Origin of the sequence: Roseateles sp., assembly GCF_036404855.1 — a bacterium.
GTDB lineage: Bacteria > Pseudomonadota > Gammaproteobacteria > Burkholderiales > Burkholderiaceae_C > Pelomonas.
On the sequence record NZ_DASWYS010000281.1, the window covers coordinates 1 to 15,030 of the forward strand.

10 protein-coding genes are annotated in these 15,030 nt (G+C 68.4%); 4 read left to right on the plus strand and 6 right to left on the minus strand.

Going from position 1 to position 15,030, the window contains the following annotated elements; genetic code table 11:
• Positions 1-2,883 (minus strand): TonB-dependent receptor (locus VGF12_RS18520; RefSeq protein WP_331177522.1); only part of this gene is annotated, 2,883 nt, incomplete at its 3' end.
• Positions 2,884-3,725: 842 nt separating this feature from the next.
• On the opposite strand from VGF12_RS18520, the gene ppc reads away from it, so the two are divergent.
• Positions 3,726-6,524, plus strand: a complete 2,799-nt coding sequence (gene ppc, locus VGF12_RS18525; protein ID WP_331177523.1) for a phosphoenolpyruvate carboxylase — start codon at positions 3,726-3,728, stop codon at positions 6,522-6,524.
• Between the two features lie 41 nt (positions 6,525-6,565).
• Here the strand turns inward: ppc and VGF12_RS18530 are convergent, their stop codons facing one another.
• Positions 6,566-7,636 carry a glycine zipper 2TM domain-containing protein gene (locus VGF12_RS18530; protein ID WP_331177524.1) on the minus strand — a complete coding sequence of 357 codons (1,071 nt, stop codon included), beginning with the start codon at positions 7,634-7,636 and terminating at the stop codon, positions 6,566-6,568.
• A 205-nt stretch (positions 7,637-7,841) separates the two neighbouring features.
• Here VGF12_RS18530 and VGF12_RS18535 point away from each other — a divergent pair, with 205 nt between their 5' ends.
• Positions 7,842-8,678 carry an alpha/beta hydrolase gene (locus tag VGF12_RS18535; protein WP_331177525.1) on the plus strand — a complete coding sequence of 279 codons (837 nt, stop codon included), beginning with the start codon at positions 7,842-7,844 and terminating at the stop codon, positions 8,676-8,678.
• Here the strand turns inward: VGF12_RS18535 and VGF12_RS18540 are convergent.
• From VGF12_RS18540 to VGF12_RS18555, 4 genes are read right to left on the minus strand one after another with little or no spacing between them, the layout of a single operon-like run.
• Positions 8,642-9,868 carry a hypothetical protein gene (locus VGF12_RS18540; protein ID WP_331177526.1) on the minus strand — a complete coding sequence of 409 codons (1,227 nt, stop codon included), beginning with the start codon at positions 9,866-9,868 and terminating at the stop codon, positions 8,642-8,644. The two genes, VGF12_RS18535 and VGF12_RS18540, sit on opposite strands and share 37 nt — an antisense overlap.
• Positions 9,865-11,061: a hypothetical protein gene (locus tag VGF12_RS18545; RefSeq protein ID WP_331177527.1), complete on the minus strand. Its 1,197-nt coding sequence runs from the start codon at positions 11,059-11,061 to the stop codon at positions 9,865-9,867. The genes VGF12_RS18540 and VGF12_RS18545 overlap by 4 nt, the downstream gene beginning before the upstream one ends.
• Before the next feature lie 56 nt (positions 11,062-11,117).
• Complete coding sequence (locus VGF12_RS18550; protein ID WP_331177528.1) at positions 11,118-11,951, minus strand: LytTR family DNA-binding domain-containing protein; 834 nt, start codon at positions 11,949-11,951, stop codon at positions 11,118-11,120.
• Entirely contained in the window at positions 11,948-13,057 is a 1,110-nt protein-coding gene (locus VGF12_RS18555) for a sensor histidine kinase (protein ID WP_331177529.1), read from the minus strand. Before VGF12_RS18555 ends, VGF12_RS18550 begins: the two co-directional genes overlap by 4 nt.
• Before the next feature lie 207 nt (positions 13,058-13,264).
• Between VGF12_RS18555 and argH the strand changes: the two genes are divergently transcribed.
• Both argH and VGF12_RS18565 read left to right on the plus strand, forming a co-directional pair.
• Positions 13,265-14,662 (plus strand): argininosuccinate lyase, encoded by a 1,398-nt coding sequence (gene argH / locus VGF12_RS18560; protein ID WP_331177531.1) that lies wholly within the window; start codon positions 13,265-13,267, stop codon positions 14,660-14,662.
• A gap of 45 nt (positions 14,663-14,707) precedes the next feature.
• Positions 14,708-15,030, plus strand: a 323-nt coding sequence (locus VGF12_RS18565) for a hemerythrin domain-containing protein (RefSeq protein WP_331177530.1), incomplete at its 3' end; no start/stop codon positions are given.

Genomic DNA, 15,030 nt, shown 5'->3' on the forward strand with positions numbered 1-15,030 from the left:
GCCATAAGGCTCGGTGTAGACCGGGTTGTTGCCGTTGCCGTCGCCGATCGCTGCGAGGAACTGGCCGCGCCAGTTGTACGCCGCCCGGACGGACCAGACATCGTTCTCGAAGAAACCGACCAGGTTGGCAGAGTCGCTGACACCCAGCAGCGCGGCCTGTTGGTCCGTGCGCAGGTTATTGAACTTCAGGCCCGTCTTGACCTTGGTGAAGTTGCCCGACACCCCGAAGCCGCTGTTGCTGAACATGTGCTGGAAGTTCAGCTCGAGACCCTTGATGGTGTCGCCAGGCCCGTTGGTGAACGTCGTGACCTGGAAGGGGATGGGCGTGGCCCCGGCAACGGCACTGGTGATGGTGCCCGCGACCTCTGCCGCGTTCAGCGGGCCCGACGCCGTCACGCCCGGCTGGCCGTTGTAGTTCCTGAAGATGTAGTTGCGGATGCACAGCGGCTGCGTGTTGCCACCGCAGGCTGCCAGGGCGGCGGTGTAGTACGTGCCGCTGGCGGGGTTGAGAATGCCCGGCACCGTCGTGTTGATGGTCGACGTGGTGACGAAGTTGTTGACCTTCTTGTAGAACGCGCCCAGGGCCACGTAGCTCGACTTGGCGTAGTAGTACTCGGCCGACAGGTCGAGATTCCGCGACTTCAGGGGCTTCAACGCTGGGTCACCGGTGGAGCCGGTACCGCCGCCATTCGGGTTCGCAGTGCCACCGAGGCTCAAACCGCCCTGCATCTGGTTCCAGCCCGGGCGACCGATGTTCTCGCCATAGCTGGCACGCACCTTCAGGTTTTCGGCCAGGTCGGCATCCCAGTCGATGCTGGGCAGCCAGTACGAGTACTTGCCGGACTTGGTGCCGAAGGTCGTGTTGCCCGAAGGCAGGTTGATTTCGTTCTGCGAACCCCAGACCGTCGTTCCTGAACGGTCCACCACTTGCGAGGAGGACTCCACCTTGGTGCTCTCGTAGCGCAGCCCCACCGAGAGGTTCATCGGGATGGCCGTGTCGAAGGCATGATCCCACTGGCCGTATACCGAGCTGGACTTCTCGGTCGCGCGCCAGTCGTCGCCCTTGGTGTAGTCCGTCGCTGCGGCGAAGTAGGCTTCCGCCTGCGCCTGCGTCATGCCAGGCGTGTTGGCCATCTTGACCTTGACGGCGCGGTCACGCAGGCTCGCGAAGTCCGCCATGTAGAACGACGCGAACAGTCGCGCGTCGTCGTGGCCCGGGATCCGGCTGAAGAAGCTGCTCAGGCTGTAGGTGCCCGTGCTGATGCCAGCGAATTGGCCCAGCGAGGGAGCAACGCCGCTCCAGTCGTTGTTCTGATTGTTGTAGCTGGCGGAGCGGTTCTTGGTCTTGGTGAAGCCCAGACCAGCCAGCAGCTTGTTGTCGGCGTCGAGACGGTAGGTGCCGCGCGCCTGTGCCTGATCGATGGTCTGGTCGCTCAGGTTGTTACGGAACTGCGTGCCCGTCACATTCAGCTTCGTGTCGTCGAACTTCTGGCCAGGCAGGCTCAGGATCGGGAACTTCTGGTCGTAGTAGGCCGTGGCGTTGCCCTGATTGAACATCGCCAAGTCCATCGCGTTGTACGTACCGAACGGGCTGTCCGGCGTGGTCTTGGACTTCGAGTGATGGGCGTCGATGTCGACGCGCAGCGCGTCGCTGACCTTCCAGTCGACATTGAAGCCGGTGGAGTTCAGCTTGGACTTCTGGGCGTACTGACCGGTATTCAGGGCCAGGTCGTGCGCACCGTCTTCCCAGATGGCCGTCTGGACAATGGGGGCGGCAACAGGGCCGGTCGTGAACTTGGTTGGCGGGTTGGCCTTCAAGTCACCGGAGAACGAGTTGTTGAACCAACTCGACATCTCTGCGTTCTTGGACTTGAGCGAGTTCACCGCCAGCGTGTGGTCGGCGGTCACTTTCAGGTCGCTGCTCGGCGCGAACTGCAGCGTGACCTGGCCGTTGATGCGCTCGCGCTCCATGCCCGTCAGCGAATAGCGGAGCTCGCGTGAAGTCGCATACAGGCCCGTGGGCATGTTGACGACGTTGCCCGCGGGGCTTGCCGACTTCACCGCCGGATCGTTGGTGCCCCAGCCGTTCTGCGTGTAGGCCTTGTTGGAACCCGAGTCACGCTTGGAGTAGCTGCCGCTGATGGCGATGCCGAAGGTGCGGTTGGCAAAGGTGTCGCTGTAGATGCCGGAGACTTCGGGCGTCGTCTTGTCACCCTGCAGGGGCTCGGGCAGGCGGCCGACGGAGGCGTCGTAATTGGCCTTCACGCCGATGCTGGCGATGCGCTCACGCACATCCAGCGGGCGAGCCGTCTTGACATTGATGGTCGCGCCGATGCCGCCAGTGGGCGACTCGGCGCGCGACGTCTTGTAGACCTCCAGCGCTGAGATCGAATCCGACGACAGGTTGGCAAAGTCGAATGCACGCGAGCCGTTGGCGCCAGCGCCTTCCCAACCGATGACGGCGGTCGGCATCTGGCGGCCATTCAGCAGCACCATGTTGAAGTCCGGGCCGACACCGCGGACCGTCACTCGGGAACCTTCGCCGCTGGCCGAACGGTCGATGGACACGCCGGCGATGCGCTGCATCGATTCGGCCAGGTTGGTGTCGGGGAACTTGCCGATGTCTTCGGCCACGATGCCATCCACCAGCCCCCGCGCTTCACGCTTGAGCGTGACAGCGCTGTCAAGGGACTTGCGGATGCCCGTGATGACGACGGTCTCTAGCGATTGCGGCGCCGCTGCCGGTGCGGCGGTGCCGCTCTGCTGGGCCTGCACCGCAGCCGCGCCCGTCAGCAGTGCGACCGATGACGCCCAGGCGACCGGCTTGAGCCGGCGCGCTCGCAGCGACGCGTGCCGCTTCTTGGAAATCTGAGGGTGTTTCATTTGTCTCCTTGCTTGCTCTGGCGGCTCATGATCGAGCCGATTGACGAAGAATTTTTATTCGCTTGCGGTCGTCATGTTTGGTAGCGATACCAACGGGCTCCAAAAAAAGAGGTAACCCGGATGCAGCGGGCCTACTTTATTTTTTTGCCCGCCCTTGCTCTGCTAGGGTTTGTACGAGCCAACCCGTGGATTTCGCGCAATCCACAACATCGACTCCTCCCTATCCTCACAAGTGCCACGCGGCCGCTTTTGACGCGACAGCACATCTCGGCGAACCAAGATTGGTAGCGATCTCAATCACCTGAATCCAGGGATCGATTGGCTCGAAATCCAAAAATTGACAACGTTGTCTACGATAGACGATTCCGGGATTTGATTCAATGCTTTGGCGGTCTGTGGTTTTCCCGCAGCGGGCCCCGTGGCCGTGAATTCGCTCGGCCGTGGCGCTCTCCGTGACCGCCACGCGACAGGTGGGTGATGACCGTCGCGGCAAAGCACCCGCGAAGCCGGTCGAGGCGCGCCGTACTTCCGCAACGAGAGCTTCGTGCGGCTCGAAGACGCCGGATACGGAATGCCTTCCGGGTGGCACGCGGCAGGTTGCGGCTTCAGCACACAGCAACCTTGCGGTGCCCCGCCGTAGCCATGGCACCGAAGCACGCCCGAATGTCCCCGCATCACGGGCCCGCACCGCCAGTCCACCCCGCATGCTCGACGCGCTCAGCGACCTGACCGGTCGCTCCAGGGGGTCCCCAGGGGGTCCGTTTCGACGAAGAAACTGCTAGAGTCAGTTCAAGGTAACTCTGTTACCTCTCCTATAGCAATTCTTTCTCGGACGACCCGCCATGCCCTCACGAGCCGCCCCTGCCCGCCAAGAGATCGACAAGAAGACCGACAAGAACGAACCGCTGGTGGCGGACATCCGGCTGCTCGGCCGCATCCTCGGCGACGTCATCCGCGAGCAGGAAGGGCGCGAGGCCTACGAGCTGGTCGAACGCATCCGCCAGTTGTCGGTGGCCTACCGCCACAAGCACGACAAGGAGGCTGGCAAGCGCTTCGACAAGCTGCTGAAGAGCCTTTCCGGTGAACAGGCCGTCAGCGTCATCCGCGCCTTCAGCTATTTCTCGCACCTGGCCAACATCGCCGAGGACCGCCACCACATCCGCCGGCGCGACGTGCATGAACGCGCCGGCAGCCTGCAGCCCGGCTCGCTGGCCTATTGCCTGGAGCATCTGCACGAGGCGGGCATCCGCCCCACCGAGATCGCCGATGTGCTCAAGCGCGGCTTCATCTCGCCCGTGCTGACGGCCCACCCGACCGAGGTGCAGCGCAAGAGCATCCTGGACGCCGAGCGCGCCGTCGCCGGCCTCCTGGAGGCACGCGACCGGGCCGGGACCGAACGCGAGCTGCGCGAAACCGAGAGCCTGCTCCGAGCGCGCATCACCCAGCTCTGGCAGACGCGCATGCTGCGCTACTCCAAGCTGACCGTGGCCGACGAGATCGAGAACGCCCTCTCCTACTACCACTCGACCTTCCTGCGCCAGATCCCCAAGCTCTACGCGGAACTGGAGGAACACCTGCCCGGCGAGCACCTGCCCAGCTTCTTGCGCATGGGCCACTGGATAGGCGGCGATCGCGATGGCAACCCCAACGTGTGCGCCGCGACGCTGAAGCGCGCCATGCAGCGCCAGAGCGAGGTGGCCCTGCGCCACTACCTGACCGAGCTCCACGAACTGGGCGCCGAGCTCTCCATCTCGCTGCGCCTGTCCGGCGTGTCGCCGGACATGCAGTTGTTGGCCGAACGCAGTCCGGACCAGAACGCCCATCGGATGGACGAGCCCTACCGCCGCGCCCTCACCGGCATGTACGCCCGGCTGGCTGCGACGCTGCAGGAGCTGACCGGCACCGAGGCTCTGCGCCACGCGGTCGCGCCGCAGGACCCCTACCTTTCGCCCGAGGAGCTACTGGCCGACCTGCGGACCATCGAGTCCTCACTGAGGGCCAATCATGCCGAGGCGCTGATCGCGCCGCGGCTGGCACCGCTCATGCGCGCCCTGCAGGTGTTCGGCTTCCACCTCGCCACGCTGGACTTGCGTCAGAGCAGCGACCAGCATGAGCTGGTGCTGGCCGAGCTGCTGGCCACCGCGCGCATCGAAGGCGACTACGCCGCGCTGGACGAAGCCGCCAAGCGCGAGCTGCTGCTGCGCCTGCTGAACGACGCGCGCCCGCTGCGCGTCATCGGGGCCCGCTACACCGACAAGACGCTCGGCGAGCTCGCGACCTTCGAGGCTGCTCGCGAGGCGCTGGCCCGCTTCGGCCGAGAGGCGCTGCGCCACTACATCATTTCCCACACCGAGTCGGTCAGCGACTTGCTGGAAGTGGCCCTGCTGCTGAAGGAGACGGGCCTGCTGCGCGGCGTGCTGACCGAGTACGCCATCAGCGACCTCATCATCGTGCCGCTGTTCGAGACCATCGGCGACCTGCGCGTCGCTCCGGAGATCATGGGCGAGTTCTACGCCCTGCCGGGCGTGCGCGGCCTGATCGACCGCTCGGGTGGCGAACAGGACATCATGCTGGGCTACTCCGACAGCAACAAGGACGGCGGCATGTTCACCTCGTCCTGGGAGCTCTACCGTGCCGAGATCGCCCTGGTAGCGCTGTTCGACGAACTCAAGCGCGTCGGCCCCATCACGCTGCGCCTCTTCCACGGGCGGGGCGGCACCGTGGGCCGGGGCGGTGGCCCCAGCTACCAGGCCATCCTGGCCCAGCCCCCAGGCACGGTGAATGGCCAGATCCGCCTGACCGAGCAGGGTGAGGTCATCGCTTCCAAGTACGCGCACCCGGAGATCGGCCGGCGCAACCTGGAAACGCTGGTGGCGGCCACGCTGGAGGCCACGCTGCTGCACCCGACACAGAGCGCGCCCAAGTCCTTCTTGCAGGCCGCGCAGGCGCTGTCGGACGCCAGCTTCGCCGCCTATCGCGGCCTGGTCTACGGCACGCCGGGATTTGCCGACTACTTCTTTGCCTCGACGCCCATCCGAGAGATCGCCGAGCTCAATATCGGCTCGCGCCCCGCTTCACGCAAGGCCACGCGCGCCATCGAGGACCTGCGGGCCATCCCCTGGGGCTTCTCCTGGGGCCAGGCCCGCGTCGCGCTGCCTGGCTGGTGCGGCTTCGGCTCCGGCGTCGAGGCCTTCCTCGGCGAGGAACCGACCCAGCGCGCCAAGAACCTGAGCCTGCTCAAGCGCATGCTCAAGGGCTGGCCCTTCTTCCGCGCCGTGTTGTCCAACCTGGACATGGTGCTGGCCAAGACCGACCTGGCCCTCGCCGAACGCTACGTGGAGCTGGTGGAAGACAAGAAGCTCGGCAAGCGCATCTTCACGGCCATCCGCGCAGAGTTCGAGCGCACGCAGGCCGCACTGAGCCTCATCAGCGGCGACGACAAGCGACTGGCGGCCAACCCTTCGCTGGCCCGCTCCATCGAGCACCGCTTCCCCTACCTCGACCCGCTCAACCACTTTCAGGTGGAACTGATGCGCCGCGACCGCCGCACCCAGGCCGACGACCCGGCGATGGAGCGCGTGCAGCGCGGCATCCACCTGTCCATCAACGGCATCGCAGCGGGCCTGCGCAACACCGGCTGACCGGCATGCCATGCAGGGGCAGGTCCACCGCCCCCTGCTGATCAGCGCTGCAGCTCCAGCGCGTCGCCGACGAACCGCACGCGATCGCCGATGTGGAAGTTCGGTGCCTCGGCATAAACGACGGTCCGCTGCACGCCGTCGTTCATGCGCACCACCACTTCGTACTGCGTGCGCTGGTTGTTGCGCCTCTGGATTTCTCGACCCAGCAGCGCGCCGCCCACGGCCCCAGCCACGCCAGCAGCGGTGCGGCCGTCACCCTTGCCGAACTGGCTGCCCACCACGGCGCCCAGCACGCCCCCGGCCACCGTGCCCAGCACGCGGCCCTCGCCGTCCACGGTGACGGCGTTGACCGCCTGCACGGTCGCGCAGTCACGGCAGGCATCGCCACGACGCGACGTGACATTCACGCCGGCATAGGCGTTGGGCGCACTGCTGCGCACGCTGCGGTCCCCGATGCGCAGCTGTGCCACGAGCGGCTGCTCGGTGTCCAGCCACGCGCCTTGCGGCAGCACATAGGTCCCGACGTACTCGCCTGGGCGCTGCTCGTCCAGCACGACGTTGCTGGCCTGACTGCCCTGCAGGTGCACCGAGGCCTGGCCGCCTGGCGTGCCACGCACGGTGTAGCGCAGCGCCTCGGTACGGCCACGCCCCGGTTCGCGCGTGACGGCCACCGATTGGATCTCGGGCATCAGGGCCGCCTCGCCCGGCAGCGCCCAGCCGACCTGCAGCGCCTCGCCCAGTTGGGCGGTGGCCACGCGATTGGCGCGCCGCAGGTTGGCATGCACGCGCGACTCCGGGCCGATCCGGTCGGAACGGCCGACGATGTAGCTGCCCTGGTAGCGGCCGGGGCTGGTCTCGTCAAGACGCAGCGTGCGCCGGCTCCCATCGATCTGCAGCAGCACCGTCGCGCCCGCCGTGCCCCAAACGGTGAAGTTCAGCTCGGCACCGGGCTCCAGCCGATCCACCTGTTCGACATCGAAGCCGGTGACGCGCAACGGGGCGGCGGCGGCGCGGCTGCTGGCCTGCGCCTCGGCGCCGTCGGCCCAGAACGGCGAGCCGGCCACCAGCGCGCAGGCCAAGGCCATGGCCAAGGGTTGCATCGAGTGCTTCATGCGACGCTCCTGAGGATCGAGAGAGCCACAGCCTAGGTGGCCCGCCGGTCCCCGGGCTGTCGGTTCCCGGCTCGGCGCCTGGTAGGCCGGGGCCTACACGCGCTGCCCTCATGGCGCGCTGAAACGATTGAAACCCAAGCTGACCCACGCTGCAGTCCGCCTGAAACGCACGCCGCGGAGGATGCCGGCATCCACGGAGACCGCCATGTCCGACACCAACGCCGCCCCCGTCGTCTGCCTCCACTCCAGCGCCGCCAGCGGCCGCCAATGGCGCCGCCTCGTCGCCGACGGCGGGCCGGCCTGGCCTTGGCACACACCCGACCTCTACGGTCACGGCAGCCGGCCCGACTGGCCCGAACTGATGCCCAACCGGCTGTCCGTCGAGGCCAACGGCGTGCTGGCCGGCCTGCCCTTCGCCGCCGACCGGGGCTTTCACCTCGTCGGCCACAGCTACGGCGGTGCCGTCGCGCTGCAGGTGGCGCTGCAGCAACCGGACCGCGTGCTGTCGCTGACCCTCTACGAGCCCGCCGCCTTCGGCGTGCTGCCGGTCACGGAACCGCGCGAGCCCGCATTGAGAGAGATCAGCGAGGCCGCCGCCCGCCTGGACGCCACGTTGGATCGCGGCGACGAGTTCGGTGCCGCGCGCAGCTTCTGCGCCTACTGGCAGGGCCGCGACGTCTGGCCGGAGATGGACGCAGCCCAGCAACTGCGCGTCGCCGAGGCCATGCCGACCGTGCGCCGCCATTTCGAGGCCTTGTTCGCCGCGCCGTGGCGCAGCGGCCTGCTCGGTCAGCTGCTCATGCCGGTGCAGTTGATCTGTGGCACCGCCACACGCGCAAGCGCCCGCCGCGTGGCCCAGAACCTGGCCCTGCAACTGCCGCGGGCCAGGCTACAGATGCTGGAGGGCGCCGGCCACATGGCGCCCATCACCGACGGCGCACGCGTCAACGCGCTGCTGCTGGAAAGCCTGGCCCGCATGCCCTGCGTGCCGGTGGTCCGCCTGCGTCAGCGCGGAGCCGAGGCCGGCGCGGCCTTCAGATAGGCCCTCATCCCCGCCAGCTCGCCCTCGCGCGCCAGCTTCACGACGTGACGACCCATGTCGGCGACATGGGCGCAGGTGGGTTCGGCCATCCCGCGCATGCTGGCCTCCGTGATGCCTCCGAGGGCACGATCCACGTCCTCGCGCGACAGCGCCTGGGGACTGTGAGGCAGGCCCAGCCGCTCCTCCAGCGCATGGAGCACACGGGAGTCCATCGCGTCCATCGCCATGTCAGGCGCCCGGCGCGCCACCTGCTCGCAGACCTGTCGCCGGTTCGCGTCACGCAGCGCCTCGGCACGGCAGGCCCGGCCGACGCCGACCAGAGAACCGTCCCAGTTCGAAGCCGCGTCGGTACCGATGGCGCTGATCAATGCCCAGGTCTCGCCCGGCGTCGGATCCGCGCCGACGACGTCGGCCAGGGTGGCGGTGAGGGCCCGGGTATTGGCGGACAGGCGCCGCCGCTGCGCGACCTGGTACAGGGCCTGCGAAATGGCTGCTTCATCGCCATGCGCGTCGTTCAGACGCAGCAGCCAGGGCCATGCGTCACCCGGGTCCAGCAGCACCAGCCTCTCCAGGTTGAGCGCGGCACAGGCGCTGGGGACGGCGCCAGGCACCGGCAGCTCCGGAATCTCAAACCTGCCGGCCGCAGAAGCTGCAAGCCGGGCGCGCTGCTGGCTGACGTAGCCGTAGGTCTGTCGGTAGGTGGCGTCCTTGCGGCAAGCCAGCAGTGCGATCCGATAGGTGGCGGCGTCATCGGAGGATGCCGCCAGCTGGGCAGCCGCCTGCACGTCCTTGCCCAACACGGCGCCGGCCACGCGCTGTCTCAGTGTGCCGGCCTCCAGGCGCTTCAGCATATCGGCCAGGCCTTGCTCGGCCTGCCGGTCCAGTGCCTGCATCCAGGCGGGCTTTTGCTGCCCCTCGCCGGTATCCAGCTCGCTGCGCCGCAGCTTGCCGACGCCGCAGACCTCGACGCGCTCCTGGTCCACCGGTGCGGCGCTGGCTGCCGGCCCCGCCGCAACCGCTGCCTGCACCACCGCGCTCGCGCCCGCGGCAATGACCGCTGCCGTCGAGGCAGGGGCGGCCGGCCTCGCCACGCTCCCGGGCTCCGCAGGCCCCTCGGCCGGGCGAAACCACGCAACCAGCAGGGCGCCCCCCAACACCGTCAACGCCTGCACGGCCCGATTCAGCTTCATGCCTTCCCTGCCGACGTTTGGCGCGTCGGCGCCGCAGTGCTCGGCCGCGACGCGGCGGATGCCGGCGGCCTGGCGGCGGCGTTCGCGGGTGGCAGCAACGACAGCGCCAGGGCCAGCTCGCCCTGGGCGGCGCGCTGCGCCCAGAACTCGCTGCTTCGGGCCAAGGCGGCGCAATCCAGCCCATCTTCATGGGCCCGGGCCAGCAGCGCACTCTGCGCGGCCTTCAGTGTCGCGGCATCGTAGGCCTGCTGCTCGGGCGGTACGCCGGCACGCTCGGCCAGCTGCTGCGCCAGCGTGGCCTCAAGCAGGTCGCCCGCAGCGGCCAGCACCTGGCGCGCCACGATGCGGCAATGCTGCGGCCTTTGCAGTCGCTGCAGCTCGTCGCCACGGCAGGCCCTCGCCAGGGCGATGTACCCGGTATCCCACCTGGCCGCATCCATGCCGATGACCTTGATGAGCCCGTGCGCCCGGTCGGTCACATCGGGCACCAGGCCGGCCAAGGGGGCGACATGCATCTCCAGCAAATAGCCGCCGCGGGACAGGTGGGGCCGCGCGGCGGCCTCGGCCAGCGCAGCGTCCACCGCCACGGCGTCTCCACGCCCGTGCGCTTCTTCCAGCAGGCGCAGCCAGGGCCTCGCATCGGTCGGGTCCAGCGCGGCCCAGCGCTGCGCGCTCAGCCGCGCACAGCTCGGGGCCGACGCGCGTGCCAGCGGCCCGCAGGCCTTCAAGGCCATCTGGTAGGCCATCGCATCGCTGCCGCGCTCGGCCAGCACGCTTGCGCCCTTGACATCGTCAATCAGCAGCCGCGCCGCCACCTGCTCGCGCTCGCCGCCTGCCGCCAGTCGCGCGGCCACCCGCGCGAGCCCGGCGTCGGCTCGACGCTCCAGTTCGGCCATCCGGATTTTCATCCAGGCTCGGGCGCCGACCATGTCGGCCAGCCAGCGTTGCACGGTGCCAGCCGTCAGATGACCAATGCCGCAGACCTCCAGTCCTTCCGGCGGGAGCTGCGCCGCGAGGGACTCCAGTCCTGCGCCCGGCCCGGCCGTGGACGACGTGGCTGCGGCGACAGCCGGTGCAGCTCCGGCTGCGGTCACCGCACGGGATGCCACACCTTGCGGCGCCAACACCCCATTCGCCAGCGGACCTTCGGCGGCGCCCTCGCCAGCCCAGGAGCCCTGCCGCCAAGTGGCCATGCCCAGGCCCACCGCAGCCGCCAACAGGACCAGGCACAAGGCCCAGCGCAGGCGCCTCACCGCGCCTGCCCGGCGAGTGCCTCCCGCACCGCCGCGACCTGGCGCCTCGACACGGACAGCCATTCATCCACGTGCACGATGCGCACGGCCCAGCTGTCGGCCGAATCGGCGGATTCGACGCCGTCGAGGTCGCCGAAGTTGGTCGGCGCATGGCGCTCCAGCTCGCGGACCGCCCAGCGAGCCACCAGTGCGTTGCGATGAACGCGCAGGAAACGCTCGCCCAGTCGCTGCTCCAGCTCGGACAGCGCGCCGTCCATCACATGGCTTTCACTGGCGGTGCGCAACGTGAGGTACTTCAGTTCGGCCTTGAAGTACAGCACCTCGGCCAACGGCACGCGCAGGAGGCGGCCACGGTCGGTCAAAGTGACGAAGTCGCCAGGCTCAGGCGCGGCCGGCCCGTCGGACGGTAGCGCCGTCTGCACCGCCGCGCGCTCGGACAGACGCTGCGCGGCGCGCGCCAACGCCGCCTGCAGCCGTTCCCGCCGCACGGGCTTGGTCAGGTAGTCCAGCGCCTCCAGCTCGAAGGCGCGCAGCGCATGCGCGGCATGGGCCGTCACGAAGATGATGAAGGGTGCCGACAGGCCCGGTTGCGCGGCCTGTCGCTGGACCAGGCCGTCAGCGAACTGCAGACCATCGGCCCCGGGCATCTGCACATCCAACAGCACGACGTCGCAGCCATGCTCGCGCAGCCAGGCCGCCGCCTGCGAGGCCGTAGCCGCCTCGGCCGCGATCTCGCAGCGCGGCTCCTGGATGGCATCGACGAGGCCACGCAGCCGCAGCCGGGCCAGAGGTTCGTCGTCGACGATGAGAACGCGCAGCGCAGGGGTCATGAGGGCACGAGTATCCTCAAGGAAAAGCGCTGTTCGGTGGATTCGATGTCGAAACGCGCGGCGACGTCGTGCATCAGCCTCAGGCGCTGGCGCACGTTGCGCAGGGCCAGGCCGTGGCCGGCCGTGCGGGCTGGCGCACCCACCGTGTTGACGATGCGGATCTCGACCTCGGCGCCGCGCCGAACCGTTCGGACCTCGAGCTCGCCGCCCTCGTCGTTGGGCTCGACACCGTGGCGCACCGCGTTCTCCACCAGCGGCTGCAGCAGCAACGGTGGTACGCGTGCAGCGCCGGCATCGGGGTCCAGATGCCAGACGATGCGCAGCCGCTTGCCAAAGCGGATCTGCTCGATGGCGAGGTAACGGCGCGCCAGCTCCACCTCCTCGGCCAGCGCGACCGAGGCGCTGGCATCGGCCAGCGCGACGCGGAACAGCTCCGCCAGGTCCTCCAGCACGCTCTCCGCGCGCGCCGGGTCCACTTGCACGAGGGCGATGGCGCTGTTGAGCGTGTTGAAGAGGAAGTGCGGCCGGATGCGCGACTGAAGTTCGACGAGCTGGGCCAGCGCGTCGGCGGGACGCTGCGTGTGCTCGCGCAGCTTCAGCCAGGCCAGCAGCCCCGCGGCGCCGCTGGCGCCGCATGCGGCGACGCTGGCGATGCGCCAGGTGCCGGGCGGCTCCTCGCTCGTGAGACTCAGCAGGCCGAAGCCCAGCAAGGCCCCGATGGCACCGAGGGCCATCAGCGCCAGCCATTGCGCCGGCTCGGGCAGGCGCGGCCACAGCCGCTTGGCTGCACAGACCGCCAGCAGCCAGGACAGGACGGCAAACATCGTGACGACGGTGCCGTTGGCCGTCAGCGTGAGCCACTGGGCGGCATCGCGAGCGACCAGGGCCGTGCCCAGACCCAGGAGAAGCTGCACGCCCAGCACTGCACGCAGCACCAGTCCCACATGGCAGACGTCGAAGGCCCGCGTCGGGTCCAGCAGCGGGGCCTTGCTCAGCTCCGGCAACTCAGGCAGCTCGTTGGGCGCGAAGCCCAGCCACTGGCTGAGCTGCATGGACTCATGCCAGACGCTGTGTCGCGGTTCGGCGCGACGCTTGAAGAAGAGCATGACAGTTGTACGTTCTGGAATGACGGCGTCCAAGACCTGCGGGCGAGCGCCAGGCCGCGCCTGAGCGACGCCGCCTTGGCCGTGGGCTGGCCGGTCGAACCGGCAAGCACCGCTCCCCTCGGCAGGCCGGCCAGGTCATGCCTTGGACGAGGGGCTCGATAATCCACGGCTGCGGCGCATTTTGCGCGCGGATTTCCCATGCAGCCCATGTCAGACAACCAACTCGCCAACAAATCCCAAGCCTGGTCCGCCCTGTTCTCCGAGCCCATGAGCGATCTGGTCAAGCGCTACACGGCCAGCGTGGGCTTCGACCAGCGCCTCTGGCGCGCTGACATCACGGGCAGCCTGGCGCATGCGGAGATGTTGGCGGCACAAGGCATCCTGAGTGCCGAGGACCATGCCGCCATCCAGCGCGGTTTGAACGAGATCGCCGCCGAGATCGAGGCCGGCCAGTTCGAATGGAAGCTGGACCTGGAGGACGTGCACCTCAACATCGAGGCGCGACTGACCGAGCGCGTGGGCGTCGCCGGCAAGCGTCTGCACACGGGTCGCAGCCGCAACGATCAGGTCGCCACGGACGTGCGCCTGTGGTTGCGCGGCGAGATCGACGAGATCTCGGGGCTGCTGAAGGCCTTGCAGAGCGTCATGGTCGACAAGGCCGGCGAGCATGCCGACGTCATCCTGCCCGGCTTCACCCACCTGCAGGTGGCTCAGCCGGTCAGCTTCGGCCATCACCTGCTCGCCTACGTGGAGATGTTCGCCCGCGACGCCGAGCGGATGGCGGACACCCGCAAGCGCGTCAACCGCCTGCCGCTGGGCGCCGCGGCACTCGCCGGCACCAGCTACCCGCTGGACCGCGAGCGCGTCGCGAAGACGCTGGGCATGGAGGCCTGCGCGCAGAACAGCCTGGACGCCGTCAGCGACCGCGACTTCGCCATCGAGTTCTCGGCCGCGGCGTCCCTCGTCATGCTGCACATCTCAAGGCTTTCCGAGGAACTGATCCTGTGGATGAGCCAGAACTTCGGCTTCATCGCACTGCCCGATGCCTTCTGCACCGGCTCGTCGATCATGCCGCAGAAGAAGAACCCCGACGTGCCCGAGCTGGCGCGTGGCAAGACGGGTCGCGTCGTCGGCCACCTGGTTGGCCTGGTCACGCTGATGAAGGGTCAGCCGCTGGCCTACAACAAGGACAACCAGGAGGACAAGGAGCCCTTGTTCGACACGGTGGACACCTTGAAGGACACGCTGCGCATCTTTGCCGACATGCTGGCCGGCCTGACCGTCAAGCCTGACGCCATGCGCGCCGCCGCGCTGAAGGGCCATGCCACTGCCACAGACCTGGCCGACTACCTCGTCAAGAAGGGCTTGCCCTTCCGTGATGCGCACGAGGTCGTCGCCCATGCTGTGAAGACCGCGACCAGCCATGGCGTGGACCTGGCCGCACTGTCGCTTGAGCAGCTCAAGGCCTTCGACGCCCGCATCGAGGCCGACGTGTTCGACGTACTGTCGCTGGAAGGTTCGCTGAATGCCCGCAATGTGTTGGGCGGCACCGCGCCGGCTCAGGTGCGCGCCCAAGTGGCCCGCCACCGTGCGCGCCTGGCTTGAGCTGGCTCAATATCGTCGCGAGACCAGCCGCCTAGCATCCGTTTAATGAGCACCCTTGCCTGGACCGAATCCCTCGTCCTGAACCAGCCCCGGCTGGACACCACCCACCAGGAGTTCGTCGAACTGCTGAACGCCTTCGGCGCTGCGCTGGACGGCGGCACCGACGCCCTGCCCGCCTACCACGCGTTGCTGGCTCACACCGAGGCCCATTTCGCGATGGAGGAAGACTGGATGGCACGCTGCGGCTTCGATGCGCAGAACTGCCATGCCAGCCAGCATGCGATGGTGTTGCGGGTCATGCGCGAGGCGCTGCGATACGCCACCGAGCTGAACGACCGCGAGCCGCTGAACATCCTGCGCGGCGAGCT